Below are 26,399 nucleotides of genomic sequence, written 5' to 3'. Positions count from 1 at the left end.
GCGCGCAGGACGCGCGCCCACGGGGCCCCTGTGCCGCGGCGAAGGTGCGCAGGAAAGGCCCGAAGGGTGGGCCACAGGACGTGGCCCAGTCCGCTGTCGGCGCAGGATGCGCCGTCAGCGGACCCCCGGAGCGCCTTCGCGCAGTCGAAGGGCAGGATGCCCGGAGACCGCGGTACCGGGGTGGCCTTTCTTTTGGTTACTTTTCTTGACTCCGCGCATCCTGCGCTCCGCCCTTCGGGCCGGCTTCGCCGTTCGCGCCGCTCCTGCGGCGCTGTGGCCACGCAAAGAAAAGTGACCCGCTCGCGGGAGCGAGCGGAAAACAGGCAGGGATGCCGACCACCTAAGAAGAAACACCCGAGTCGTTCGTTCGCGAACGAACGTCGATCGTTCGCTCGAAGACGAACGGCGAAGATGGACGGGCGCCAAGTGCCGACGAAGTCAGATCCCGACCACCGGCGACGAGACGCAGGTCGCCGGCGGCGCGATGCAGCGCGACACCGGACGGTGCCATCAGCCGCGTGCGAACGCCGCACGACCTTCGGCATCGAGCGCCGCGAACGCCGCATCGTCGAGCGCGACGTCGACCGCGGCGACGTTCTGCTCCAGATGCGCGACCTTGCCGGTGCCCGGAATCGGCAGCATCACCGGGCTGCGCTTGAGGATCCACGCCAGCGCGATCTGGCTCGGCGTCGCGCCGTGCTCGCGCGCGAGGCGGTCGAGCAGCGAACCGGGACGCGCCAGGTCGCCGGCGGCCAGCGGGAACCACGGAATGAAGCCGATGCCGTGGCGCTCGCAGTGGTCGAGCACGGCCTCGCTGGTGCGGTCGACCAGGTTGTAGCGGTTCTGCACGGTCGCGACCGGGAACACCTTCGCGGCGGCCTCGATCTCGGCGACCGAGACTTCGCTGAGGCCCGCGTGGCGGATCACGCCGGTGTCGATCAGCTCCTTGACCGCGCCGAACTGCTCGTCGCGCGGCACCTTCGGGTCGATGCGGTGCAGCTGCCACAGGTCGATGCGCTCGACGCCGAGCAGACGACGGCTCTTGTGCGCCTGCTGGATCAGGTATTCCGGACGGCCGAGCGGAATCCAGCGGTCCGGGCCGGTGCGCGCGAGGCCGCCCTTGGTCGCGACGACGAGATCGCGGTACGGATGCAGCGCTTCGCGGATCAGCGGCTCGGACACGTCCGGTCCGTAGGAGTCGGCGGTGTCGATGAAGTCGATGCCGAGCTCGGGCACGCGGCGCAGCGTCGCCAGCGCCTCGGCGCGGTCGGGCGGATCGCCCCAGATACCCGCGCCGGTGACGCGCATCGCGCCGAAGCCGAGGCGGTTGACGGCGAGATCGCCGCCGATCGTGAAGCGGCCGGAACGGGCCGCGGTCGTCGTGGGCATGAGGTTTCTCCGGACGGGAGCCTTCGACGTGGGCCGGCCGCAGGCGAATTCAAGCCGATCCGGTGCATGAACGCCGGACCGCATCGCGTCCGTGCCCGACGCGAACCGGCGCTAAGCTGGCCGCGACGTACCACGGAGCGATTCGATGAAACTGCCGGTCCGGACCGACTTCCCGCTCACCGAGATCCGCCGCTACCTCGAGCCCGGACCAGTCGTCCTGGTCAGTTCCGCCTGGAAGGGCCGCCGCAACATCATGACGATGGGCTGGCACATGATGCTCGGCTTCGAGCCGGCCCTGTTCGGCTGCTACATCTGGGAGGCCAACCACAGCTTCGGGCTGATCCGCCGCAGCCGCCAGTGCGTGATCAACCTGCCGACCGCGGCGATGGTCGACACCGTCGTCGACATCGGCAACTGCAGCGGCGCGGAGGTCGACAAGTTCGCGCGCTTCGGCCTGACCGCCGCGGAGGCGACCCATGTCGACGCGCCGCTGATCGCCGACTGCCACGCCAGCTTCGAGTGCCGCCTGGCCGACGGCAGCCAGATCGGCCGCCACGGCCTGTTCATCTGGGAAGTGGTCAAGGCGCACGTCGCGGCGCGCCCGCGCGTGCCCGAGACGCTGCACTACCGCGGCAACGGCGAGTTCCTGATCGGCCGCCGCACGATCAGCCGGCGCGGACGCTTCAAGCCGGAGATGCTGTAGCGGGCGGCGCCGTCGCGGCGCAAGCGCCGTCTCATCCGGTGAGACGACCGCCGGCGATAAGCCAGGGTTTCGCCGAAGGCCCGCTGCATGCTCCCCGAACGCGCCGTACTGACCGCCCAGCGGGCGGACCTCGGGGTCCGCTCCGCCGCCTCGCTGGCCGAACGGCTGCGCGAGCGCTACGGCGACCGCATCACCGGTGCGTTCACGCTGCCGGCGCGCGCGGCGCGTTACGCCGCGTTTCCGGACGATCTCGGCGACGGCGTGCGCCGCGCATTGGCCGCGCGCGGCATCGAGCGCCTGTACAGCCACCAGCGCGAAAGCTGGGACGCGCTGGCGCGCGGAGAGCACGTGGTCGTCGTCACGCCGACCGCGTCGGGCAAGTCGCTGTGCTACCACCTGCCGGTGCTCGAGACCGTGCGCCGGCGCGAGGGCAAGGCGCTGTACCTGTTTCCGACCAAGGCGCTGGCGCAGGACCAGGTCGCCGAGCTGCTCGAGCTCAACCGCGCCGGCGACCTCGGCGTGCGCACGTTCACGTTCGACGGCGACACGCCGAGCGACGCGCGCCAGGCGATCCGCCTGCACGGCGACGTCGTCGTCAGCAATCCGGACATGTTGCACCAGGCGATCCTGCCGCATCACACCAAGTGGGCGCAGTTCTTCGAATCGCTGCGCTACGTCGTGATCGACGAGATACACACCTATCGCGGCGTGTTCGGCTCGCATGTGGCCAACGTGCTGCGCCGGCTGCGCCGGATCTGCGCGTTCTACGGCGTCGCGCCGCGCTTCGTCGCGTGCTCGGCGACGATCGGCAACCCGCGCGAGCACGCCGAGGCGCTGCTCGGCGTGCCGGTGCAGGCGATCACCGAGAGCGGCGCCGGCTGCGGCGAGCGCCACGTGGTGCTGTGGAATCCGCCGGTCGTCAATCCGGACCTCGGCATCCGCGCCTCGGCGCGCTCGCAGTCCACGCGACTGGCGCGCCACGCGATCCGCGCGCGCCTCAAGACGATCGTGTTCGCCTCGTCGCGGCTGATGGTCGAGGTGCTGACCAAATACCTCAAGGACGTGTTCGACCACGATCCGCGCAAGCCCGAGCGGATTCGCGCGTATCGCGGCGGCTATCTGCCGACCGAGCGCCGCGCGACCGAGCGCGCCTTGCGCGCCGGCGCGATCGACGGCGTCGTCAGCACCTCGGCGCTCGAGCTCGGCGTCGACATCGGCGCGCTCGACGTCGCGGTCCTCAACGGCTATCCGGGCTCGATCGCCGCCACCTGGCAGCGGCTGGGCCGCGCCGGCCGCCGCCAGCAGCCCTCGCTCGGCATCCTCGTCGCGTCGAGCCAGGCGCTGGACCAGTACGTGGTGCGCCATCCGGAGTTCTTCGAGCAGGCACCGCCGGAGACCGCGCGGATCGCGCCGGACCAGCTGCTGATCCTGCTCGACCACATCCGCTGCGCGGCGTTCGAGCTGCCGTTCGGCGCCGGCGAGCGCTTCGGCGGCGAGAGCGCCGATCCGTTCCTGGAGGTGCTGGCCGAGTCGGGCGTGCTGCATCGCGAAGCGGACCGCTACGACTGGATCGCCGACAGCTATCCGGCGCAGGCGGTCAGCCTGCGCGCGGTCGCCGACGGCAACTTCGTCGTCGTCGACCGCACCGACGGCCGCCAGACGATCCTGGCCGAGGTCGACTACAGCGCCGCCGCGCTGACGCTGTACGAGGGCGCGATCCACCTGATCCAGTCGCAGCCCTACCAGGTCGAGCGGCTCGACTGGGACGGCCGCAAGGCGTTCGTGCGGCGCACCGAGGTCGACTACTACACTGACGCGATCGACCACACCAACCTCAAGGTGCTGGACCGCTTCGACGGCCGCCGCGCCGGCGCCGGCACCTGCCATCACGGCGAGGTGCACGTCGTGCGCCACGTCGCCGGCTACAAGAAGATCCGCTTCTACTCGCACGAGAACATCGGCTACGGCCCGGTCAACCTGCCCGACCAGGAACTGCAGACCACCGCGGTGTGGTGGCAGCTGACGCAGGCCGCGCTGGCCGACGTGCTGCCGTCGCGACAGCAGGCGCTGGACGGCTTTCTCGGCGCCGCGTACGCGCTGCACACGGTGGCCTCGCTGCGCGTGATGGCCGAGGCGCGCGACCTGCGCCAGGCGGTCGGCTCCGGCGACGCGGCCTGGTTCGCCGGCCGCGACGCCGGTGGCCGCGCACAGTGGCGCGCCGCCGCCGGAATCGATCCGGCCGCGGCCGCGTTCAACCCGACGGTCTATCTCTACGACAACCATCCGGGCGGCATCGGCCTCAGCGAACCGCTGTTCGCGCAGGCCGCGGCGATCCTTGCCGACGCACAGGCGCTGGTCGCCGATTGCGCCTGCACGGCCGGCTGCCCGGCCTGCGTCGGTCCGGTGCTGGCGCTGCCGGACGCCGGTCCGACGCCGCGCATGCTGGCCGCGACCGTGCTGCGGCTGCTGGCGCCGTGAGCGCGCTGGCCGATCGCCTGCGCGCGCTGGCCGCGCAGGCCGGCGCGGCTGCGCCGGCACGCTCCGCGACCGCTGCTGTGCCAACGGCGACCGCGGACCGTCTGCGCGCATTGATCGCCGGCCGCCAGCGGCGCAGCCGCGCCAGCCTCGCGCCGCCGGCCGGGCGGACACTCGCACCCGGTGTGCAGGACGTCGCGGCGGACCATGCCTGGCCGGCCACGCCGACCGTGCGGCTGCCGTGGGGCGAGGACGGCGAGGTCGCGCGCGAACGCCTGGTCTGGTTCGACACCGAGACCACCGGCCTGGCCGGCGGCGTCGGCACACGCGCGTTCATGATCGGCGCAGCGCGCTGGCACGGCGGCGTGCTGCGGATGCGTCAGTTCTACCTGACCGCGCTGGCCGGCGAGCCGGCGATGCTGGCCGCGTTCGCCGGCTGGCTGCCGCCCGCGGCGATCCTGGTCTCGTACAACGGACGCTCCTACGATGCGCCGCTGCTGAAAGGGCGCTTCCGGCTCAACCGGCTGCCATGTCCGATCGAGGGACGCGGCCACTGCGACCTGCTGTATCCGACGCGGCGGCGCTACCGCGGCCGCTGGGAGAACTGCCGCCTGGCGACGATCGAGCGCCAGGCGCTGGGCGTCGTGCGCGAGGACGACCTGCCCGGCGCCGAGGCGCCGGCGGCCTGGCTGAGCTATCTGCGCGGCATCAGCGCGACGCCGCTCGGCCGCGTGCTCGACCACAACGCGCAGGATCTGCGCAGCCTGGTGCTGCTGCTCGATCACCTGGCCGCGGTGCCGGCGGCCTCGTAAGCGCACCGCACGAGGACGATCCTCCGTACGGACGCATCGCGCCGGGCGGCGGACGCCGCTCCGGCCTGCCGCGCGGATCGGTCCGGCAGACCGCGGGCCGGATTCGCGGTTTCGCTCGCCCGGTCGAAGCGGTCGGCGCGTCGAGCCGGCCCTGCCCGGCCGCCGCGGCGCCGCCGATACGCCGGGCGCGCGACCGGCCGGCTCGATCGTCCGCGCGTGCGACGCGCAGTCGTTTTGCGTGACGCGGCCGACGCAGCCGGCGTGATCCAACGCACAGCGCCGCGGTCGACCGACGCACGATCGGCTCGCGCAGGTCGCTGCTAGACTGCGCCGATCCTGACCTTCGCGATCCCGGAGCGCTGATGGCCGACCCCGGCGAACACGACGTCACCCGGCTGATCGCGGCGTGGCGCGGCGGCGACGAGGGCGCGCGCGAGCTGCTGATGCAGCGTGTCTACGCCAACGTGCGCGCGATCGCCGCGCAGTCGATGCGGCGCATGCCGCAGGCGACGCTGAGCGCCACCGACATCGCCCACGAGGCGTTGATCCGCCTGCTTGGCGCCGGCGCGGACTGGGAGAACCGCCGCCATTTCTTCCACGTCGCGGCCCAGGCCACGCGTCAGGTGCTGGTCGATGCGGCGCGGCGGCGCCAGGCCGACAAGCGCGGCGGCGACGCCGAACGCATCGATCTGGACGCGGCCCGCGACGTGGCCCAGCCGGAGAACGACGCCGAGCTGATGCGCATCGACGCGGCGCTGCGCAAGTTGTCCGAGACCGATTCGCGCCGCGCGCAGATCGTCGAGCTGGTCTATTTCGGGGGCTTGAGCCGCGCCGAGGTCGCCGCCGCGCTCGAGGTCTCCGAAGGCACCGTCGACCGCGATCTGCGGCTGGCGCGGGCCTGGCTGCGCACGGCACTGGACGCATGACGCCCTCGCCGCTCGACCGTTACGCGACGCATTTCGAGCGGCTGCGCCTGGTCGCGCCCGACGCGCGCGAGCAGGCGATGGACGCGCTGTCGCTGACCGCCGAGGAGCGCGAGCAGCTGCGCCGGCTGCTCGCCGCCGACGCCGACGCCGAGGACGATGCGATCGAGGCGGCGGTCGCGGCCGGCGCGATGCGCCTGCGCCGCATCGGCGACGGCCGCCTCGGTGCCTGGCGCCTGCTGCGCGAGATCGGCGCCGGCGGCATGGGCACGGTGTTCCTGGCCGAGCGCGACGACGGCAGCTTCAGCCAGCAGGTCGCGATCAAGCTGCTGCGCGGTTTTCCGACCGAGGACGGCATGCGCCGGCTGCGCCAGGAACGGCGCATCCTGGCCACGCTCGACCATCCGCACATCGCGCGCCTGCTCGACGGCGGCGAGAGCGCCGACGGCCAGCCGTGGCTGGCGATCGAGTACGTCGACGGCGTGGGCCTGCTCGAATACGTGCGAACCGCCGCGCCGGCGCTCGATGCGCGCCTGCTGCTGTTCCGCGCGATGCTCGACGCGGTCGAGCACGCGCACCAGCGCCTGGTGATCCATCGCGATCTGAAGCCGGCCAATGTCGCCGTGACCCATCAGGGCGTGGTCAAGCTGCTCGATTTCGGCATCGCGCGCCTGGTCGAGTCCGATGACTCGGCGCGTCGCGAGACCTCCACGCGCGTGTTCAGCCAGGGATACGCCAGCCCCGAGCAGCGCGCCGGCGCGCCGATCACGACCGCCAGCGACCTCTACAGCCTCGGCGTGCTGCTGCGCGAGATGCTGACCGGCCAGCGCGAGGCGCGCGGCGACGGCGAGCCGAGCGTGCCGCCGCTGCCGCTCGACGTCGAGCTGGCCGGCGTGATCGCCAAGGCCTGCGCCGAGCGGCCCGAGAATCGCTACGCCGGCGCCGCCCAGCTGCGCGAGGACATCGACCGCTATCGCGAAGGCCGCCCGGTGCTGGCCGCGGCGCTGACGCGGCGACGCCGGTTCGCGAAGTTCGTCGCGCGCCATCGGCTCGCGGTGACACTGGCGCTGGCCGCGCTGGTCACGCTGGCCGCGTTCGTGGTCGGTCTGGAGCGCGAGCGCCAGCGCGCGCGCGAAGCCGAGGCCGGCGCGCAGCGCGCCCTGGCCGCATCCGAGCGCGACGCCGCCACCGCGCGCGCGTCGCTGGATTTCCTGACCGCCGCGTTCACGGCGGCGTCGCCGGACCAGGCGCTGAGCCGCCAGGTCAGCGTGCGCGACCTGCTCGACGCGGCACGCGCCCAGCTCGACCGCGAAGGCGCCCATACCGAGCTGCGCCAGTCGGTGCAGCGGCTGCTGGCCGGCCTCTACAACCAGCTCGGCGAGGTATCGACCGCGCTGGACCTGATGCAGCGCGGCGTCGACGGCGTCGTGCCGCGCGACGGCGTGGAGGCCCTGCGCCTGGCCGAGGACTACGACGAGCTGGCCAGCCTGCGCGGCCAGCGCTTCGACGGCGGCGGCGCGCTGGCGGCGGCCGAGCAGGCCGCGGCCTGGCGCGCGCAGTACGCACCGGACGATCCGCTGCAGCGCATGCGCAGCCTGCACACGCTGGCGATGGCGCAGCATCGCAGCGGCGACAACGACCGCGCCGTCGCGCTGCTGCGCGAGTCGTTGGCGCTGGCCAAGGCACGCGACGTGCACGACGCCGATGCACTGATCCAGGCTTCGGCGACGCTGGCCTCGCTGCTCGGCGCACGCAGCGAGTGCGAGGAAGCGCTCGAGGTGACCGCCGAAGGCTGGCGCCAGGGCGCCGAGCGCGCGGCCGACTCGCCCGATCGCGTGCTGCTGATGCGTGCCGAGGCCTCGGCACTGAGCGCCTGCGGTCGGCTCGACGAGGCCGAGAGCCGGCTGCGCGAGGCGATGGCCGTGCAGGAGCGTGTGATCGGCCCGGGCGGCGCGCGGATGATGCTGCTCGCCAACGACCTGGCGCTGGTGCTGAACGACCTCGGCCGCTATCAGGAAGCCGTGCAGATGCTGGCGCGCTCCGAGGCGCTGACTGCCGAGATCGACCTGGGGCCGGCCGATGCGGCGATCGGCTTCGGCAACCGCGGCGGCCTGCTCGAGAACGCCGGCGACTATCCCGGTGCGCTGGCCGCGTTCGCGGCCGCGCGCGAGCGGCTCGACGCCGGCGGCGTCGAGGCCGACTCCGACGTGCGGCGTCGCATCGAGCGCTCCGAGGCGCGCACGATCGGCATCGCCGGCCGCCATGCCGAGGCGCGCCGGCGCCTGGAGGACCTGCGTGCGCGCGCGGCGCGCCTGGACGGCGTGGATTCGGCCGAGTACGCGCTGCTGACGCTGCAGCTGGCGATGCTGGCCACGCGCATGCACACGCCCGAGGAGGGACTGGCCTGGCTCGACGAAGCGCGCGGGCGCTTCGGCGCGCTGGTGCCGCCGACCCATCCGGTGTTCGCACACCTGCATCGCGCCAGCGCCGCGTTCGCGATCCAGCGCGGCGACTATGCGCAGGCCGAGCGCGATCTCGATACCGCGATCGCCGCGTTCTCCGACGGCCAGACCTTGCCGATCGACCTGGCGGTCGCGCGGTCCGAGATGGCCCAGCTGCGGCTGCGCCAGGGCCGGCCCGACCAGGCGCGCACGCTGCTCGCACAGGCGCTGCCGGTGCTGCGCGCGAGCCTGATGCCCGAGGCGATCAACCGCGTGCCGGCCGAAAAGCTGGCGCGCCAGCTCGGCGGATTCTGAGCGGCGCAGATCGCGACGGCGCCGCGTCTGCGCGACGGTGCCGGAGCGCGCATCATCAAGGCTCGAATCCGCTGACGAAGATCGCATCGCCCGCGGCGGCCAGCCGGATCTCGTCGATGAAGACCCATTGCGCATCGCCGCCGCCGATGCCGCTGGCGTCCTGCAGGTCGATGCGGTCGAAGGCGCCGGCATAGCCGAGCGGCGCCGCCGCGAACGGGATCACGACAGCCTGGTACGCCCCGTTGCCGATCGTGCCGCCGGCGACGAAGATCTCCAGCGGTGCCGACGCGACGACGCTGCCGCCCGACTGCAGATGCACGGTCAGGCGCTCGCCGCCGGCGTCGCCGCGGATCCAGAACATCAGCTGCGGATACTCGGCCGTCGTCAGCGGCTGGCCGGGCCGGCCGAACGACAGGCCGTTCCAGTCGTGCGCCTTGTAGAAGATCGTGCAGGCGCCCTGATGCACGTGGAACGTCGCACAGTAGTTCATGTCGGGATTCGGCAGCGGTCCCGGCCAGGACAGATCGACGAAGCCGTTGCGCAGCGCGTCGTCGTAGATCAGCAGATCGGCGGCGGCGTCGCGGACGGCGAAGCACAGGGCGAAGGCGAGCGCGGCGCGCAGCGGGATCGAGGTCATCGGACGGCTCCGGTTCGTGAGGGGATGCAGCGGTGTACGAGAGAACGCCGTTGCGGCGGCCATTGCGCCACGCTGCGACGCCACGACGCAGCGCGGATGCCGCGGGCCGCGCCTACACTGCGACGGTGGACACCGCTTCCCTGCCGCTCGGCGATTTTCCCGGCCGCGACCGCCTGACCAGCGGCATCGACGCGGCCATCGACGCCGCCGCCGGCGATGCGGCACGCACCGTGGCGGCGATCGGCGGGCTGCTGAACGCGCTGCAGGCTGCGGACGGCCTGAGGCTGCCGGCCGCCGTCGCCGAGCCGCATCCGGACCACTACGCGCGGCGCGAGCTGTATCGCAGCGCGGCGCACGGCTACTGCATCGTCGCGATGACCTGGGCGCCGGGCCAGGACACGCCGCTGCACGATCACGACGGCCTCTGGGGCGTGGTCGCGGTCTGGCGCGGCCGGCTGACGATCACCGACTACGCGCTGCTCCGCAGCGACGGCGAACGTGCCTGGTTCCGTCCGCTGCCCGAAGCGACCGGCGTGCCCGGTGCGATCGGCCGCGTCGTGCCGCCGGCCGAGCACCACCTCATCGCGAATCGCTCGACGACCGAGCTGGCCGTCTCGGTCCACGTCTATCAGCGCGCGGCCGAGGCCTGCACGATCTTCGTGCCGCAGGCCGACGGCAGCTACGCATGCGAGCGCCTGCGGCTGACCGCCGAGCCCTGAGCCGGATCGCGGTCCGGGCCCGGCGGTGCCCGGAGCGGGCGTGCCGCGGACGTCCGGCCGGAGAACCGCACGGCGCGCATCCCCGGTCCGGACAGCTCAGTTCGCCTCCAGGTCGTCGCCGAAGATCCGGTCGGCGATGAAGCGACCGGCCAGGAAGAGCAGGCTGTTCTCGCCGGACTGCATGTTGCCGGCCACGACCACGCGGCCGGCCGAATCGACGCTCATGCCATAGACGATGCTGTCCTCCCGAACATTCGTATGCGGTGAGATCGCCCGGTGCGAACGCAGATCGGCCAGCGCGCCGCCGTTGGCGCGCACCGCCGCGAACAGCACGTCGCCGCGCAGCTCGTTGGTGTCGAACGTGCGCCACTGGCGCTGCCCGGCGATCACCAGGTGCTCACCGCTGATGCCGATGCCGCCGCTGGGCAGATCGTCGCCCGAGCCGATGATGCACACCGGTATGCTGCCGCTGCCGCCATTGCTGCCGCCGATCACCATCGCACCGGTGCCGTTGCCGCCGAAGGTCGTGACCGCACCGCCCGCATCGGCCAGCTTGACGATGCCGATGCCGTCGTTGCAGCGCTGCGAGACGCGGCCGGCGAGGAACACCTCGTCGTACGGGTTGGACAGGCCGCCCTGACGGCGTGCCGCGATCCCGGTCAGCAGGTCGGTGCGATCGCTGTCGGCGTCGACCGCGAAACGGCGGATGCCGCCGTCGCCGAAGTCGCTGACCAGAGTGCCCGAGCGTGTCACGCGCATCGCGGCGAAATCCCAGTCGTCGCCGTTCCAGTGGATCGACCCTCCGATGTAGATCCGTTGCGGCGAGGTGGCGAGGAACACGCTGCCGGTAGTCACGACGCCGGCCACCGACATCGAACACGGCCGTGCCGAGCCGGCGCAGAAGCGATCGGGTATGTCGATCGGCCGCAGACCGACCGAGGCGTCGCGGGTCAGGAGCGTCGGGGAGGTCCAGCTCGCACGCGAGAACACCGGCTGGGTCCGGCCGCCGACGGTCTGCTCGCCGACCACGATCACGTAGTTGGTGACGCCCGAGGACGTCACCACCTGGTAGAACGCCAGCCCGCCGCCGCGTTCGGGCGCGGTCGTGCCCATGCCGTTGTAGCGCGTGATCAGATGGCCGTCCAGATCGAAGACCAGCACGTCGACGTCGGTGTCGGTGCCGGAAAAGATGCGCGTCGCCATGACGTACAGACGATCCCCGAACAGCTTGAGATCGTTGACTTCTGTGTATGAATTGCCGTTGGCGTCCTGGTGGATCACGTGCGGCTGGCCGCTGGCCGGCCACACCGCAAACTGCCCGCTGGCGCTCTGCCGATTGAGGACGACGTTGTAGGTACCGCCGGTCGTGACCCGCCCGGCAGTCACGACGTGACCGTTGTCGAGCGTGACCGAGCGGTTGAGGACCGCCCCGCCACCGATCAGCAGACCGGTGGCGCCGAAGTGGAACCCTGCGTCCGGTGCGTACGGATGGTGCGTATAGGCGGCCGGTTCGGCCGGTGCCTCGACGCCGTCGGGCATGTCCGGCAGCGCAAACGGATCCCCTCCGGGCAGGGTCACGGGACCGGGACCGGCAACGGCGAATGGGGCCGTCACGAAGGCGATCAGGACGGCCGCATCGCGAAGGCCGGGCAACCAGGAAAGGAACGGACGAGGTTTCATGAGCTGACTCCGTGATCGCCCTGCGTCGCAGACCCGCGTCCAAGGGCGGGATACATGCCCGGTTACGAGAAAGCGGCGCCGCATCGGACACGCCGCGATGTCCCGACCGCCGACCCGATTGCGTGCTGGTGTCCTCGACCCCCACCCATTCGAGGAATTGCCATGAAGACCGCCCTGCTCTGCGCCGGCCTGATGCTGACGGCAGCCGCATCGGCCGGCCCGGCCGAGGATCTGCCCTCGGCACCGGCCGGCAGCTTCGCGCCGAGCGACCTCAGTCCGGATCCGGCGTTCTCCGGCGACGGCCTGCAGACGATCGACTTCAACGACGACTTCAGCGACGCCGACGTGGCCAAGCGCGTGTTTCCGGCCGACGGCGGCGGCTATTGGGTCGTCGGCGTGCACGGCACCGGCATCAACGAGCCGCCGCGCGCGGCGATCGCCAAGCTGCTGCCCAACGGCAATCTCGACACCGGCTACAACGGCGGCGGACGCACCGTCGCGATGCCGATGGACCTGATCGAGGACGTCACGCAAGGACCGTTCCAGACGCTCTACTTCACCGGCCGCTATACCCATCCGCAGGCCGGCGACCTCGACTTCGGCGTGTTCTGCGTCGATGTCGACGGCGATCCATGCCAGGGATTCGGCACGGGCGGATTCAAGTCGGTCGCGTTCGATCTCGGCAGCGGCAGCGAGCATCACAACGACGTGCCGGCGCGGATCGTCTATGCGTTCTCGAACCTGTACGTCGGCGGCAGCTGCGGATCGGGTTCGGGCACGAGCTACAACGACGCGGCCTGCGTGACCAAGCTCAGTGCTGCCACCGGCACCCTCGACAGCGGCTTCGCCGAAGCCGGCCGCTACAGCCGCAACTTCGATTTCGGCGGCAACCGCCGCGATGCCGTGACCGATCTGCTGGCCTACTCGCCGCAAGCCGGCCAGGTGCGTCTGGTCATGATCGGCGACATCATGGTCAATGCGCCGTCCGATAGCGACGGCTTCATCGCCAGCCTCGATGGCATCAGCGGCCAGGAAAGCTCGCAGTTCGGCGGTGCCGGCTTCTCGCGGCTGTTCTTCGACCTCGGCAGCAGTCGCGCCGACCACGCCACGCGCGTGATCCGCCGCGCCGACGGCGGCTTCGTCGTCGCCGGCTACGCGGTCGACGACGGCGCCGCGCCGGCCCAGGAGCAGATGTTCCTGGCCGCGTTCGAGCCGTTCGGCAGCTTCGATACGCGCTTCGGCAACAATGGCACCCTGAGCCGCCTGGTCCTCAGCGGCATCAACCGCCCGTTCGCGCTGGCCGAGCGGCCGCGCAGCGGCGACCTCGTGGTCGGCCTGAATGCACGCGCCGACCTGTTCGGCGACGGCCATCCGATCGCGACCGCGGTCCAGTTCAGCCGCCTCGGCAACAGCGCCCATGCCCTGGCCGCGCTCGACGTGCCGGGCGAGGGCGGCAGCTATCTGTCGACCGGCGGCGGCGACCTGCTCATCGACGGATCGGACCGTGTCGTGGTCGTCGGCAACCGGCAGTGGAGCGGCCTGGACTACGACATGGCCGCCGCGCGCTACATCGCGACCGACCGCATCTACGCCGACCATTTCGGCAGCGTGACCGCCGACCACTGACCCCTGTGCGGCCGCTCGCGCCCATGCGACGCTGTGGCGAACCGACTGCCGCGACCGCCATGGACCTCGACCGCAAGCGCCGCCTGTACGCCCTGGTCCGCAGCGCGCTCGATGCCGATCCGGCCGAGCGCGAGGCGCTGATCGGCGCCGTCGCCGACGACGACGCGGCACTCGCCGCCGAGGTGCGGGCTCTGCTCGGCGAACAGACCGGCGGCGTGCTCGACCGCTGCGCCGCCGACGTGGCGGCGCGGCTGGCCGACGTCAGCGGCGATGGCGACGGCACCCTGCCGCCGGGCACCGTGATCGGCAGCTGGCGCATCGTGCGGCCGCTCGGCAGCGGCGGCATGGGCACCGTGCATCTGGCCGAACGCGACGGCGACGGCTACGTCCAGCAGGGCGCGCTGAAGCTGATCCGGCGCGGCATGGACAGCGATGCGGTGCTGGCGCGGTTCCGCCGCGAGCGGCAGATCCTGTCGCGGCTGGACCACCCGCACATCGCACGGTTGCTCGACGGCGGCGTCGCCGCCGACGGCCGGCCGTATCTGGTCATGGAATACGTCAACGGCGAGCCGCTGGCGGCCTGGAGCGCCCGTACCGGCGCCGGCCTGGCCGAGCACGTCGCGCTGTTCCGCGCGATCTGTGCCGCGGTCGCCCATGCCCATCGCCAGCTGATCGTCCATCGCGACATCAAGCCCGGCAACGTCCTGGTCGACGCCGACGGCCATCCGAAGCTGCTCGACTTCGGCATCGCCAAGGTGCTCGAGGACACCGCCGGCGAGGACCGGACGGCGACCGGCGTGCGATTCCTGTCGACCGCGTACGCCGCGCCCGAGCAGGCCGCCGGCGGCCTGGTCACGACCGCCGCCGACGTCTACCAGCTCGGCGTGCTGCTGTTCGAGCTGCTCGCCGGCGCGCGCCACCATGCGTTCGCATCGGCGATGCGGCCGGCGCTGCGGCTCGCCGCGGCGCGCCAGCAGGCCGGCGGCGCCGGTCCGCGCGGCATCGCGCCGCGCGCGCTGCGCGGCGATCCGGGCATCATCGTCGCGCGCGCGACCGACCCGGAGCCGGCCCGGCGCTACGCCAGCGTCGAGGCGCTGTCCGACGATCTGGCGCGCTGGCAGGCCGGGCAGCCGATCCTGGCGCGCGCCGACAGCGCGGCCTATCGCGCGCGCCGCTTCATCGGCCGCCATCGCGCCGCGGTCGCGCTCGGCGTGCTGGCCGTCGCCGGCCTGCTCGGCGGCACCGCGCTCGCGGTCTGGCAGGCCCATCGAGCCGAAGGCGAGGCACGGCTGGCGCGCGCCGCGCAGTCGTTCCTGGCCGGCGTGTTCGACGCCTCGGCGCCGGACAGCGCGGCCGGCGACCGCGTCACCGCGCGCGAGCTGCTCGACCGCGGCGCGATGCGCATCCGCAACGACCTCGGCGACCAGCCGCAGCTGCGCGGCGAGATGCTGCTGACGCTGGCGACGCTGTACCGCCAGCTCGGCCAGTTTCCGCAGGCCGCGGACCTGCTCGCCGACGCGCGCGACGGCGATGCCGCGCAGCGGCTGCCGACCTACTGGCCGGCGACGCTGGAGCTGGCGGTCGTCGAGCGCGAGCGCGCCCGGCTGGATGCCTCGGCGGCGCTGCTCGACGCGGTCCTGGCCGCCGACGTCGCGCCGGCCCTGCGTGCACGTGCGCTGACCGAACGCGCGCTGCTGCGCGAGAAGCAGGGCGCCTTCGCCGATGGCATCGAGGACGTGCGCGCCGCGCTGGCGATCGATACCGGCCGCGGCGCGGAAGGCCGCGTCGACCGCGCGCGCGACCATCACGCCCACGCGCTGCTGCTGACCCGGCTCGGCCGCTTCGACGAGGCCGCGGCCGCGTTCGGCGAGGCGATCGCGCTGGCGACCGCCGCGCTCGGCGAGGACGACACGCGCGTCGCGCAGATCCGCAACGATTACTCCGTACTGCTGCTGAGCCGCTCGCTGCCGGCCGAGGGCGAGGCCGAAGCGCGCAAGACGCTCGAGGCGCGGCGCCGCCGCCTCGGCGACCGTCACCCGGCCGTCGCCGAATCGCTGCAGGTGCTCGGCGCCGCGCTGCGCCAGCAGGGCAGGCTCGACCAGGCGCAGGCCGCGTTCGAGGAGGCGCTTTCGATCCAGCGCGCGACGCTCGGCGACGATCACGGCGACGTCGCCAATACGCTCAATTCGCTGGCGATCCTGGCCGCGAGCCGGTTCGACTTCGCGGCGGCCGAAGCACGCATGCGCGAATCGCTGGCGATCCAGCACCGCATCGGCCAGGGCGAAACCTCCGCGGCCGCGGCGACCGCGACCAATCTCGGCTCGGTGCTGATGCGGCAGGGCCGCTACGAGGAGGCGCAGAGCCTGCTGACCGATGCGCTGGCGGTGCAGCTGGCGACGTTCGGCGAGCGCCACCCGGCGATCGTCAACAACACCCATACGCTGGCCCAGCTGGCGCTGCGCCGCGGCGACTTCGCCGAGGCCGAGCGCCAGGCGCGCCGCGCGGTCGAGATCGCCGAGGCGGTGCTGAAGCCGGGCCGCGAGATCGGCGCGGTGCGCCAGACCCTGGCCGAGGTGCTGCTGCGCGCCGGCCGGCCGGCCGAGGCGCTGGAGGCCGCCAGGGCCGCGCAGGCGCAGTTCGTCCGGATCGGCGCCGAGGCCGAACCGCGCGCGCTGCAGATCCGGGGCATCCAAGCCGATGCGCTGGCCGCGCTCGGCCGTGCCGACGAGGCCCGGCCGCTGGCCGAACAGGTGCTGGCCGGGCTCGCCGGGGCCGATCCGAACCGGCGCGCGGCCGCTTATGCGGTGCTCGGCCGGATCGCGCGGACCCAAGGCCATGCGCAGGAGGCCAGCGCGTTCCGCCGCCGCGGCCGCGAGGCGCTGGCCGGCGTTGCCGCACCCGATCCGGAGCTGCTGCGCGACCTGGCGCGCGATTGACGGCGCGACGCCGCTGCGGCCATGCTCGGCCGCAGGCGACGCTGGCGAAATGGTCCGATGGACGAAGGCTGCACCCAACTGCTGATCGCCGCCGGCCGCGGCGACGCCGAGGCATCCGGACAGCTGTTCGCACGGCTCTACGAGGAGCTGCGCCAGTGCGCGCGGCGCCAGCTGCGCGGGCGCGCCGGATCGCTGGTCTCGACCACGGTCCTGGTCCACGAGACCTATCTGAAGCTGATCCACGCCGAGCGGCTCGAGGCCGGCAGCCGCGGCCATTTCATGGCGCTGGCCGCCCGCGCGATGCGCCAGGTGCTGGTCGACGACGCGCGCCGCGTCGGCGCCGAGAAGCGCGGCGGCCAGGCGCTGTTCGTGACACTCGACGAGCGACTGCCCGGCGCCGTCGACGAAGCGCTGGAGGTGCTCGCGCTCGATCGCGCACTGACCACGCTCGAAGCGGTCGACGCCCGCGCCGCGCGCGTGGTTCACCTGCACTTCTTCGCCGGTCTCACGTTTCCGGAGATCGCCACGCTCGAGAATCTCAACGAGCGCACGATCAAGCGCGACTGGCAGGCCGCGCGCGGCCTGCTTGCCGCCGAGATGAAGACCGGCAGCGACGATGCCGCCGCCCTGGCATGAGCAGCCGCGTACGCAGATGCAAGCATGCGTGGCGTGCCGGGTCTCCGGCCACCGCACCGGTATCGACGCACGGACCGGTGCGGCCGGCGCGCCTCATTGGCACGCTCGCAGCGCTGGCATCGATCGCCGTGCTGCTCGGCGCCGTCGCGCCGGCCGCCGCGAAACCGCGCAGCGGCGAGACCGCCTGGGGCCGGCTCGCACTCGGCTACGACGCGGCCGGCCGCCCCGAGGTCGAGCGCACGCCGCTGCCGTGGCTGCTGCCGACGATCGGCTGGACCGTGCCCGGCAATCCGTACGGCACCGCCGCGCTCGCGTTCGGCGTCGCCGACGCGCCGCAGCCGCCCGGCGCGCACGGCCAGGCGCTGAGCTTCCTGTTCTACTCCGACGGCTACTTCGCACAGAATCCCGCCGCGCACATCGCGATCGTGCTGAAGGGCCGTTGGGCGCACGACGATCCGGTCACGCCGGTCCGCGAAGGCGAGCTGTCCGGCCGCGGCATCGTCATCGGCAACGTCAGCGCACGCGCCGACGGCTGCCGGCTGGCGCCCACGGCCCAGGTCGAGAGCTTCTGGCGCAGCGGCAACGCGCTGTTTCCGGACACCTGCTCGCAGCCGCTGCAGGATCGGCGCTGGTACCGCATGCGGATCCTGGCCAGCAATGCGCGCGGCGTCGCCTACCGGATCACCGACCCGGACGGATCGACGGTCTACGCCGATCACGCGATGCAGGATTCCGGCGCGCATATCGACGAGACGCTCGGCGGCTTCGCGATCCTGCAGGTGTTCGAGAGCGTGCGCGCGCCGACCTGGCGGCTGTGGTTCGACGAAGTCACGACTGGGTGGTACTAGTAACAGACCGAGCGATGACTGTTGCCGGTTCGGCCATCGAGCGGTGTTAGTGACGCTCGTGCACCTGCTTCCGGGATGCAGCTCTTCACACGTATCGACGTGCAGCACAGCGCCTGCACGATCGACGATGCGGCGGTCGATCGCTGGAACGCACCGGCGACGGTTTCGCGTCAACCTGCCGTCCGAACGGCGCGTGACGGGCGGCAACCGGCCGCTACCTGCACCGGCGCAGCAATCGTCGAGCGGCGGACGCAAGCGTCGCCGAGCGACACCCACGCGCTGCGGCTACGCCTTCTCCGCGGCATGACATGGCGCGGTGCCGCCGGTAGCATGCCGGGCATGATCGCGCTCACCTCACCTCGGCGCCTGCGCGGCGCGTCCATACCGTTGCGGCTGGCCGTTGCGCTGACCGCGTTCGCCGCCGGCCCTGCGTTCGCCGCCGAGCGGCTCGTCGCGAGCGTGCCTGGCGTCGATTTCGACGTCGGCGCCACGCCGGTCGTGCAGACCGTCGCGTTCGACGCGACCGTGCCGATCAGCGGCGCCGGCTTCACCGCGCGCTGGACCGCCGTCGTCGCCGACGAGGAGAACGGCCTGGCGCCCTGGTCGCTGGACCTTGCCGCGACGATCACCGCGCCGGACGGCAGCTCGACGCTGAGCTGGCCGCGCTTCGGCGGCGACCGCACCTATGCCGACTATCCGCTGCAGGATTTCGTCACCGGTTTCGCCGACGTCGCCGGCAGCGGCGATTTCCAGTGGCGCTTCACGTCGGTCGGCCCGCCCTGGGTGGCCGGCCTGCGCGACGTGACCTATCACCTGACGACGCGCGTCGACGACGTCGTCGGCACCTATCCCGGCTCGGTCGCGAGCGGGCCGACCTGGAGCCGTCCGTACTACATCGGCGGCATCTCCGGTCTCGGCCCGGTCGCCTATCAGGCCACCGCGTTCGAGGTGCCGGTGTCCGGCGGCTACTACTTCGAGAGCGTCGTGACCCAGGGCGACCACTTCCTCGCGCTGTACCAAGACGCGTTCGACCCGAGCCAGCCGCTGGCGAACCTGCTCGACTACGAGGCCGGCAACGGCTCCTCGCCGAACGGCCCGCCGCGCGGCACCGCGCGCATCAGCGCACTGCTGTTCGCCGGCCGCAGCTACCACCTGGTCGCCTCGCAATGGAGCGCGAGCTCGCCCGGCCAGAGCTACGTCACGACCGTGACCGGGCCGGCCGCGCTGCTCCTCGACGGCGACGACACGCTGTTCGCGGATGGGTTTGAGTGACGAACAGCTCGCATGTGGTTTGGATGGCCGGATGCGTCCGAAGCGGCCTGCTCACGCGAAACGGCGATCAAGTACCCGCTTGACGATCTCACCGTCAGGCACGCAGTGACCATTCGACAATCAGCTCCCGTCGACGGGCAGGCGCATGCCCGCACGTCGGAGCCGTAACGTGCTGCCCTCCGTCCTGCAAAGGGATCTGGCGCGCTCAAAAGGATCAGGGGATGCCTTCTGTTCTTCAGTGCTCTTTCGGGAACCAAACCCCCCTCATTGCCGGGTTACCCATGTTGGGCAGAACGTGATTCCCGTCTAGTTTCGATATGTCGATATTTTCTATACAACTGACGACGGTGAGCCTACCAGATTTACTGAAAACTCTAGATTCCAGTAAATATCCGGCATCTGCCTCTCCATGAGCGGTAATGCCGCAGCCAAGAGCCAGCGGGGATAGAGAACTTTATCGGAGAACTCAAACCAGAATCTTTTTAGATCGCTCATGTCATTGTACTTGAGTAGGCCCAACAGATTTCCTGCTGCGCCCGACTATTCATTAAGCCAGAGATCTGGACTCTGGATGGACCGACTGACCCGCATCCGGTACGACCGGATCCATGCTCATGAGCCGTCCCATCAGCTGGTCGTAGTAGCGCGCCTGCGCGTAGGTGACCCGAGTCAGGCTTTCCAGCACGTGAGCACTACGCCATGCCCTGCGGCCACTGCGGTGCGCGCGTCGTCACTTCCAGCGATTCGCCAAACGGCTCGTAGACCCGGTCCTGCACCCGCACGCCCAAGGCGTCGGTCTTGCGTGTCACGCTGCCCAGCGCGTCGGTGTGCACGTACGTCAGCGCCGATCCGTTCTTGCGCTCGGCGATCAGGTGGCGCCCCAGATACAGGAACTCGGTCGTATCGCCCGGCACCCCACCCACGCTCGTCGTCTCGTACACCAGCTGACCGGCCTGGTTGTACATCTGCAGCCGACGGGTCGCCCCTTCCGTCATCCGTACCCTGCGGCCGTTGCCGTCGTACTCGGAAACCGCGTAGATGACACCGTGCGGAGCGCGCTCTGGCATCTCAGAGAGCGGCTTACCAAACGAAAGCCCGGCGTTAGGCCGGGCTCTGTAAGAACCGTGCTAAAGGGCGATATCTCCTCTGCGTGTCGAACCGGATTAAATCAGTAGCCAAAAGGAAACCAAAAACCCCTCAAAACTGGGTTACCTAAATTGATTAAAACATGCTTCTTATCTAACGCGGCCACGTCTACATCTTCAATACAACGAGCAATAGTTAATTTTCCTGCTACGCTTAATACTTTAGTTTCTAATATACTTACCGCGTCATCCTTGTCGAAGGCCGTTATCCCGCATCTGAAATTTAACGGAGAGTAAACTTTACTATCTGAAAATTCGAACCAGTATCTTCTTACATTTTTCATGTAATCAATCCTGGCTCAAATCTGACTGCCGGACAGAATACTCTGATTGCTAAAAACCTAGCCGCCATCAGTTCGCAAGGTCGTGCCGAACTCGCGCCACTATACGCACTATCCAGGCGGATAACTTTAAGAACTCATCGGCCACAGGGATATGAGCAGGCCCCAATATCAACCTCTCAACCTCTGCTGATATTTTTCCTCCGTATTTCTCCCACGGCCCTTTTGGAGAAAAAGAAGCCGATTTTGAATCCAAATCTATTTCTACAACACCGATAATTTCTGGCTCGAAATTATCTGAAAACTCCCGTGACGCAATAGAGTAAACTATTACGCGACCCTCTCGTCTTTCCATTTCGAAAATGGCGTTAGCGATATTCATAATTAATCAGACCATCCAAAGCCAGGATAAGCCTTAATCATCTCAGGCGTATAAAGCAAACGATCATATCCCTTGAAATACATGCCCTGCGCTTTGAGTGTCTCATAATGAGCACTATCCTGAACTTTTAAGTACTCTGCCGCACTCGGATTTCCCGATATCCTGCTCTGGAGTATAGATATTTCAAGCACCTCGCGCCTAAAGAAATTCATTGTGTAGTCATCTGAATTTCCCAGTATTACCCTAAGCGGCATCTCTCTATTCGGACCGAAATCATCACCCGCCCAAAAGCCAACAAACTGAGCACTAGCTAATTTCTCCAAGTGTTCATAGATATCAATAATGTCTTGCGCGCTGTATGAGACTCGAGTTATTGAGCCCTCAGGATCTGTGACGCGCGCAACCGCACCGAGTCTATCCCGTAAACCATCCACCTTTCCTTGGGCCGCGGCTGCACCCGGCCTATAATTTCCTGCAGAGGAACCACCCCTATCGCCCCTCGCGATATTACACCCCGTGTCACCGACCCTGCATGCCTCAGGCTTTTTTGCATTCTCCTCCGCTTGGCGTCCATCACGATCGACATTGCTGAACGGATTATTGTTGGCATACCAGTATCGATTGAAGCTGCCCGCGTCCGGTGCAACCGGATCGACGCTCATGAACCGACCCATCAACTGATCGTAGTAGCGCGCCTGGGCGTAGGTGATGCGGGTCAGGTTGTCCAGCACATGGCCCGTGTACGCCATGCCCTGCGGCCACTGCGGTGCGCGCGTCGTCACTTCCAGCGATTCGCCAAACGGCTCGTAGACCCGGTCCTGCACCCGCACGCCCAAGGCGTCGGTCTTGCGCGTCACGCTGCCCAGCGCGTCGGTGTGCACGTAGGTCAGCGTCGAGCCGTTCTTACGCTCGGCGATCAGGTGGCGCCCCAGGTATATGAACTCGGTCGTATCGCCCGGCACCCCGCCCACGTTCGTCGTCTCGTACACCAGCTGGCCGGCCTGGTTGTACATCTGCAGCCGACGGGTCGTGCCTTCCGTCATCCGCACTCGACGCCAATTGCCCTTGCACGGTGGCGCAGATACGCTGACTGCAGTGTGCATCATGCATCACGCGAATGGATTACTTATGCGAAAGCCCGGTACAAGACCGGGCTTTACATGACTCTCATACGAGATAGTGAGACACCATTATTCAATCTTGATCCAAGCTTATAATGTCTGAGAAAACTCCGGAATCTTTTATGTGATATACGAGGTGATCTATCTCGTCTCTAAGAACCTGAATAAAATCGCAAGATGGCACATCTGACTGACCGCCATTTGTCTTACGTAAGAGATTCAAGATGTTCGCCATTTTCTCCGCGGACTCGCATATCTCGACAATGGAGTAAGCAACTCTATGCGCTCCCGGCTCGCCGTCCAGATCATACTTGGAAATCTCATCACCATACTGGTGATCTAGAATGGCAGCCATTCTTACGACTAAATCGCCATAATGCTTATCAACTAACATGGTTTAATTTGAAATCCTATCGTGGCAGAGCAGAAGCTTATCAATTGCACTTCGAATCGCGTTAAGTTCTTTGGTGCGACCACACTAGTTCTGGCCTGCCGACAGATATCCTTGAGCCGAACGCCGCATCGCCTGCTTGAGGATCGAGACGATCTGCTTTTCGGTGAACCTTGAAGTGCGTATGGAGCCAAATTTACATTTTTGACGTGACCTTCAGATTTTCAATGAACTCCTTGATCTGAGCATTTTGCATTCCAGCGTACCGAGCATCTTTTAATCTGATATCCGCGTCATCTAAATAGTGCCATAGGAAATGCGGGACATTGAGGTCTCCACATTCTATACTTATTAAGTTCTTGACATTTCCTGCCATCTCATACCATTCGGGCAAATCCTCTTTTTTGCCAGGCTCTCTTTCCATAAGATCTAAAAGCGCTTCTCGCAGCTTCAAAACAACCTTTTCATTCGACATTAGTCTTTCCTTCCAAACCAGCGGGGGATCAAATAGAACGATATGATTCGCCTCTCCACGCCCCAGAGGTCCGATATTAATGTGAAGAATTGGTATATTTCCGCTATTTATTGGATGCAGATCGAGACGCGCCCCCCACTGACCTCCTTTCCAACGAACCCCTAACAAACGCCCATTAGCGTGCGCTGCGCCCGGTGATGGCCCATCAAAGGAAATATTCTTCCAAGCATTTTTGACACCGGATGCCATCGCACCAGACGCGAATATTGCGTATGGAGCAGCCACGTCAATCGCAACAGCCCCTCCACCAACGGTGGCTGCAGCGGCTATGAATTGCCCCTCTCTTTTAAGCTGCTCAGGCGTTCTAGTCGCGGTGTACTCCCCCGTCCTTATACTCAAGTTCTAAGCGCAACACCCTGGACAGGGCAGGGTGTCGCAATGGCAAGACCGTATCAGCATCTGAGCGCAGAGGAGCGCGCGGTGATCCAGATCGCGCGGAGCAACGGATCGACGCTGCGTTCGATCGCCCGTCTCCTGGGCCGCAACATCTCGACGGTTTCGCGCGAGCTTGCGTGCAACAAAGGGCAAGTCGCGACGGACATGCAAGTTCGCTACGACGAGAAGACGGCGGGCATGGTCTATCGCATGCTTCGAGCACGCAGCGCGCGTCCGTGCAAGCTGGCTGAGGGCGGCTGGCTGCACGGGCATGTGCGGGATCGTCTGATCTTCGACCGCTGGTCCCCTCGTAAGCTCCCCCACCTGACAGACACCGCATAAGTAGATCTTTCTGGCATCGGTTCCAAGCCAGGAGGTTCCATGCGCACATCCAGGTTCAGCGAGACACAGATCGTCGCGACGCTGAAGCAGGCCGATGCTGGCGTGCCCGTCAAGGACATCTGCTGCCAGATCGGCATCAGTACGGCGACGTACTACCAGTGGAAAAGCAAGTACGGGGGCCTTGAGGCCTCCGAGTTGCGGCGGATCAGAGAGCTCGAGGCCAAGAATTCCAAGCTCAAGCGGATGTACGCCCGAGCTCGCGCTCGACAACGCGGCCATGAAGGATATGTTCGCATAAAAAGAGCTCTAGGGCCCGGCACGCAAGCGTGAGGCCGTGCGGTACCTGATCGAGGTGCACGCACGACCGCTGCGTCGGTCCTGTGCATGCGTCGGGCTTGCGTGCGCAGCGTGGTACGCACCACCGCTCGACTGGACGATGCGCGATGCCGAGCTGATCGCGGCCATCGCACGTGTCGTCGAAGATCGACCCAGCCGAGGATTCGGGAAATGCAGCGATGTGCTGCGCAGAATGCGTCCCGACTGGAACCCGAAAAGAATCTATCGCGTGTACAAAGCCATGCGGCTCAACCTGCGCCGCGCTGCGAAGCGCCGCCTACCCAAGCGCGATCGTGTCGCGCTGTACGTCCCGCGGCTCCCCGACACCGTCTGGTCGGTGGACTTCACGAGCGACGCTATGGCCTGCGGCTGGCGCTTCCGCACGTTCAACGTGGTCGACGACTTCAACCGCGAGGTGCTGCACATCGAGGTCGACACGTCGATCAATTCGCATCGCCTGGTACGCGCGTTCGAGCAGCTCAAACGCGATCCCGGCTTGCCGCCCCTTGTCCGCTCCGAGCGCAAAGCTGCCCTCGGGGCACAACGGCCCGGAATTCCTTGGCGAAGTGTTCACGAGCTGGCTCCAAGCCAACGGCATCGCGATCCGGCACATCGAGCCGGGCGAGCCGAACCAGAACGCGTTCGTCGAACGCTTCAATCGCACATTCCGCGAAGAAGTGCTCGACCAGCACCTCTTCGCTCAGTCCGACGACGTCCGCGAAGCAACGCACGGGTGGATGATCGATTACATGAAGAACGACACCACGATTCACTCGGTGGACTAACGCGCCGGGTTCCGCAACCGATACGCCAGAAGTTCTACTTTTGAAGTATCTGCTTGACGGGGGAGATTACGCTGCCATGCCATTTAGACATATTATCAATAATCCAATTTAGAACCCACCTCTCCGCCCCAGGTCTTTTCACCTACACACGTGCTTAGGCGGCCAACCCAATATTCACTTTCCTTTTTTCTTTGCGCCTTTATAAATCTTGAATAGTCATCTATGCCAACGCAATAATTTTGCTCGGCGGAAAGCCTCAGCCAGAATCCCCCCTCAAAAGCGTCAGAAACTCCGTCAATGTAATACATGCTCAACCAATATGATGCTCTATAATCTCCAGCGATAGCGCTTCGCTTAGTTTCATCTATATACTCATCTTCAACATATGATCGTGGATCTGGATAAGAACTTGCGCAACACCATCCACTGGTTAAAAATAAAATAATAGAAATTATTTTCATAATTACTCTCTAGGCTTGAATATTTTCCACTCGCCTGGCGATTCATATACTGGAAGCCACCCTCTCGGCCCCCCTTCACCCTGAATTCTGTCATATGAAGCGGCCGTCCCATCATTCCACCAAAAGACGTACTTATTTGTCGCTCGTACCGAAGTCCGCAGCTCATTTGCCAACTCTTGAGCAAGTGGCAGCATGCCATACCCTGGATCAGTTCCGCCATGACAAACAACTAGATCTATCGGCTGACCATTTTGCCAACCGCTTTTCCTCACATCCTCGGCTATCTCGTCAGCGTACTTAACCTTCTTTCCATTTGGAGATTCGCGGCGATCATCGACACGCCGCGAACTGCCATGCCCCGTTATTACGAAGGCCCCTTGCACGGGCGATTGATACTTGCTTGCTCCTACACTTCCCGGATCAGTTGAATGAAAATAACTTAACCTTCCATCACTCGACCCACCCCGTCGCCTCTAGCCAAGTTGCACCCGGTATCACCAGCCTTGCACGAACCATGCTTTTCCGTAGCCGCCGCTTCCGCCTGCCGCCCATCCGGATCGATATTGCTATACGGATTATTGTTGGCATACCAGTATCGATTGAAGCTGCCCGCATCCGGCGCGACCGGATCGACACTCATGAACCGGCCCATCAGCTGATCGTAGTAGCGCGCCTGGGCGTAGGTGATGCGGGTCAGGTTGTCCAGCACATGACCGGTATACGCCATGCCCTGCGGCCACTGCGGTGCGCGCGTCGTCACTTCCAGCGATTCGCCGAACGGCTCGTAGACCCGGTCCTGCACCCGCACGCCCGAGGCGTCGGTCTTGCGCGTC

The 26,399-nt window shown here is 67.7% G+C and carries 22 protein-coding genes and 2 pseudogenes; 13 read left to right on the top strand and 11 right to left on the bottom strand.

Annotated features, from left to right (window positions below; genetic code table 11):
- Positions 1 to 510 precede the first annotated feature (510 nt).
- A complete protein-coding gene (locus VMR06_RS03830) occupies positions 511 to 1,389 on the bottom strand; it encodes an aldo/keto reductase (RefSeq protein WP_325373175.1) in 879 nt (292 codons plus the stop codon).
- Between the two features lie 145 nt (positions 1,390 to 1,534).
- Here VMR06_RS03830 and VMR06_RS03825 point away from each other — a divergent pair, with 145 nt between their 5' ends.
- From VMR06_RS03825 to VMR06_RS03805, 5 genes and pseudogenes are all read left to right on the top strand, one after another.
- Entirely contained in the window at positions 1,535 to 2,092 is a 558-nt protein-coding gene (locus VMR06_RS03825) for a flavin reductase family protein (protein WP_325373173.1), read from the top strand.
- Between the two features lie 87 nt (positions 2,093 to 2,179).
- Positions 2,180 to 4,561: pseudogene (locus tag VMR06_RS03820) on the top strand (DEAD/DEAH box helicase); the annotation flags it as partial.
- A gap of 5 nt (positions 4,562 to 4,566) precedes the next feature.
- Positions 4,567 to 5,379, top strand: coding sequence for a ribonuclease H-like domain-containing protein (locus VMR06_RS03815; RefSeq protein WP_325373171.1), 813 nt, complete (start codon positions 4,567 to 4,569; stop codon positions 5,377 to 5,379).
- Positions 5,380 to 5,741: 362 nt separating this feature from the next.
- The gene (locus tag VMR06_RS03810; RefSeq protein ID WP_325373169.1) at positions 5,742 to 6,305 is read left to right on the top strand and encodes an ECF-type sigma factor; all 564 of its coding nucleotides are present in this window, start codon (positions 5,742 to 5,744) and stop codon (positions 6,303 to 6,305) included.
- Positions 6,302 to 9,058 carry a serine/threonine-protein kinase gene (locus VMR06_RS03805; RefSeq protein ID WP_325373167.1) on the top strand — a complete coding sequence of 919 codons (2,757 nt, stop codon included), beginning with the start codon at positions 6,302 to 6,304 and terminating at the stop codon, positions 9,056 to 9,058. The genes VMR06_RS03810 and VMR06_RS03805 overlap by 4 nt, the downstream gene beginning before the upstream one ends.
- A 55-nt stretch (positions 9,059 to 9,113) precedes the next feature.
- On the opposite strand, the gene VMR06_RS03800 is transcribed toward VMR06_RS03805, so the two are convergent.
- Positions 9,114 to 9,695, bottom strand: a complete 582-nt coding sequence (locus VMR06_RS03800; RefSeq protein ID WP_325373165.1) for a hypothetical protein — start codon at positions 9,693 to 9,695, stop codon at positions 9,114 to 9,116.
- A 125-nt stretch (positions 9,696 to 9,820) separates the two neighbouring features.
- Here VMR06_RS03800 and VMR06_RS03795 point away from each other — a divergent pair, with 125 nt between their 5' ends.
- Positions 9,821 to 10,414, top strand: coding sequence for a cysteine dioxygenase family protein (locus tag VMR06_RS03795; protein ID WP_325373163.1), 594 nt, complete (start codon positions 9,821 to 9,823; stop codon positions 10,412 to 10,414).
- A 96-nt stretch (positions 10,415 to 10,510) separates the two neighbouring features.
- On the opposite strand, the gene VMR06_RS03790 is transcribed toward VMR06_RS03795, so the two are convergent.
- A complete protein-coding gene (locus tag VMR06_RS03790; RefSeq protein WP_325373161.1) occupies positions 10,511 to 11,992 on the bottom strand; it encodes a hypothetical protein in 1,482 nt (493 codons plus the stop codon).
- A 264-nt stretch (positions 11,993 to 12,256) separates the two neighbouring features.
- Here VMR06_RS03790 and VMR06_RS03785 point away from each other — a divergent pair, with 264 nt between their 5' ends.
- From VMR06_RS03785 to VMR06_RS03765, 5 genes are all read left to right on the top strand, one after another.
- On the top strand, positions 12,257 to 13,720 hold the full coding sequence (locus tag VMR06_RS03785; RefSeq protein WP_325373159.1) for a hypothetical protein: 1,464 nt from the start codon (positions 12,257 to 12,259) through the stop codon (positions 13,718 to 13,720).
- Between the two features lie 59 nt (positions 13,721 to 13,779).
- Positions 13,780 to 16,656: a serine/threonine-protein kinase gene (locus VMR06_RS03780; RefSeq protein ID WP_325373157.1), complete on the top strand. Its 2,877-nt coding sequence runs from the start codon at positions 13,780 to 13,782 to the stop codon at positions 16,654 to 16,656.
- Between the two features lie 57 nt (positions 16,657 to 16,713).
- Entirely contained in the window at positions 16,714 to 17,292 is a 579-nt protein-coding gene (locus VMR06_RS03775) for an ECF-type sigma factor (protein ID WP_325373155.1), read from the top strand.
- Positions 17,293 to 17,420: 128 nt separating this feature from the next.
- The gene (locus VMR06_RS03770) at positions 17,421 to 18,140 is read left to right on the top strand and encodes a hypothetical protein (protein WP_325373153.1); all 720 of its coding nucleotides are present in this window, start codon (positions 17,421 to 17,423) and stop codon (positions 18,138 to 18,140) included.
- Between the two features lie 339 nt (positions 18,141 to 18,479).
- Complete coding sequence (locus tag VMR06_RS03765; RefSeq protein ID WP_325373151.1) at positions 18,480 to 19,412, top strand: hypothetical protein; 933 nt, start codon at positions 18,480 to 18,482, stop codon at positions 19,410 to 19,412.
- A gap of 692 nt (positions 19,413 to 20,104) precedes the next feature.
- Here VMR06_RS03765 and VMR06_RS03760 read toward each other — a convergent pair.
- The 6 genes from VMR06_RS03760 to VMR06_RS03735 form a co-directional block, all read right to left on the bottom strand.
- A complete protein-coding gene (locus tag VMR06_RS03760; RefSeq protein WP_325373149.1) occupies positions 20,105 to 20,479 on the bottom strand; it encodes a hypothetical protein in 375 nt (124 codons plus the stop codon).
- Between the two features lie 101 nt (positions 20,480 to 20,580).
- Positions 20,581 to 20,841, bottom strand: a complete 261-nt coding sequence (locus VMR06_RS03755; RefSeq protein ID WP_325373147.1) for a hypothetical protein — start codon at positions 20,839 to 20,841, stop codon at positions 20,581 to 20,583.
- A gap of 67 nt (positions 20,842 to 20,908) precedes the next feature.
- Complete coding sequence (locus tag VMR06_RS03750; RefSeq protein ID WP_325373145.1) at positions 20,909 to 21,220, bottom strand: hypothetical protein; 312 nt, start codon at positions 21,218 to 21,220, stop codon at positions 20,909 to 20,911.
- A gap of 2 nt (positions 21,221 to 21,222) precedes the next feature.
- A complete protein-coding gene (locus VMR06_RS03745) occupies positions 21,223 to 22,263 on the bottom strand; it encodes an RHS repeat-associated core domain-containing protein (protein WP_325373142.1) in 1,041 nt (346 codons plus the stop codon).
- A gap of 151 nt (positions 22,264 to 22,414) precedes the next feature.
- Positions 22,415 to 22,735, bottom strand: coding sequence for a hypothetical protein (locus VMR06_RS03740; protein WP_325373140.1), 321 nt, complete (start codon positions 22,733 to 22,735; stop codon positions 22,415 to 22,417).
- 193 nt (positions 22,736 to 22,928) lie between these two features.
- Positions 22,929 to 23,456 (bottom strand): hypothetical protein, encoded by a 528-nt coding sequence (locus tag VMR06_RS03735; RefSeq protein WP_325373138.1) that lies wholly within the window; start codon positions 23,454 to 23,456, stop codon positions 22,929 to 22,931.
- Positions 23,457 to 23,645: 189 nt separating this feature from the next.
- Here VMR06_RS03735 and VMR06_RS03730 point away from each other — a divergent pair, with 189 nt between their 5' ends.
- Together VMR06_RS03730 and VMR06_RS03725 are read left to right on the top strand one after the other, a co-directional pair.
- The gene (locus VMR06_RS03730) at positions 23,646 to 23,984 is read left to right on the top strand and encodes a helix-turn-helix domain-containing protein (protein WP_325373136.1); all 339 of its coding nucleotides are present in this window, start codon (positions 23,646 to 23,648) and stop codon (positions 23,982 to 23,984) included.
- A 39-nt stretch (positions 23,985 to 24,023) separates the two neighbouring features.
- Positions 24,024 to 25,162 (top strand): annotated as a pseudogene (locus VMR06_RS03725) (IS3 family transposase).
- 38 nt (positions 25,163 to 25,200) lie between these two features.
- Here VMR06_RS03725 and VMR06_RS03720 read toward each other — a convergent pair.
- Both VMR06_RS03720 and VMR06_RS03715 read right to left on the bottom strand, forming a co-directional pair.
- A complete protein-coding gene (locus tag VMR06_RS03720) occupies positions 25,201 to 25,566 on the bottom strand; it encodes a hypothetical protein (protein WP_325373134.1) in 366 nt (121 codons plus the stop codon).
- Between the two features lie 439 nt (positions 25,567 to 26,005).
- On the bottom strand, positions 26,006 to 26,399 hold a 394-nt coding region (locus VMR06_RS03715; RefSeq protein WP_325373132.1), incomplete at its 5' end, for an RHS repeat-associated core domain-containing protein.

Source organism: Dokdonella sp. (assembly GCF_035511235.1).
GTDB lineage: Bacteria > Pseudomonadota > Gammaproteobacteria > Xanthomonadales > Rhodanobacteraceae > Dokdonella.
This window is presented reverse-complemented; position numbering and strand designations above follow the sequence as displayed.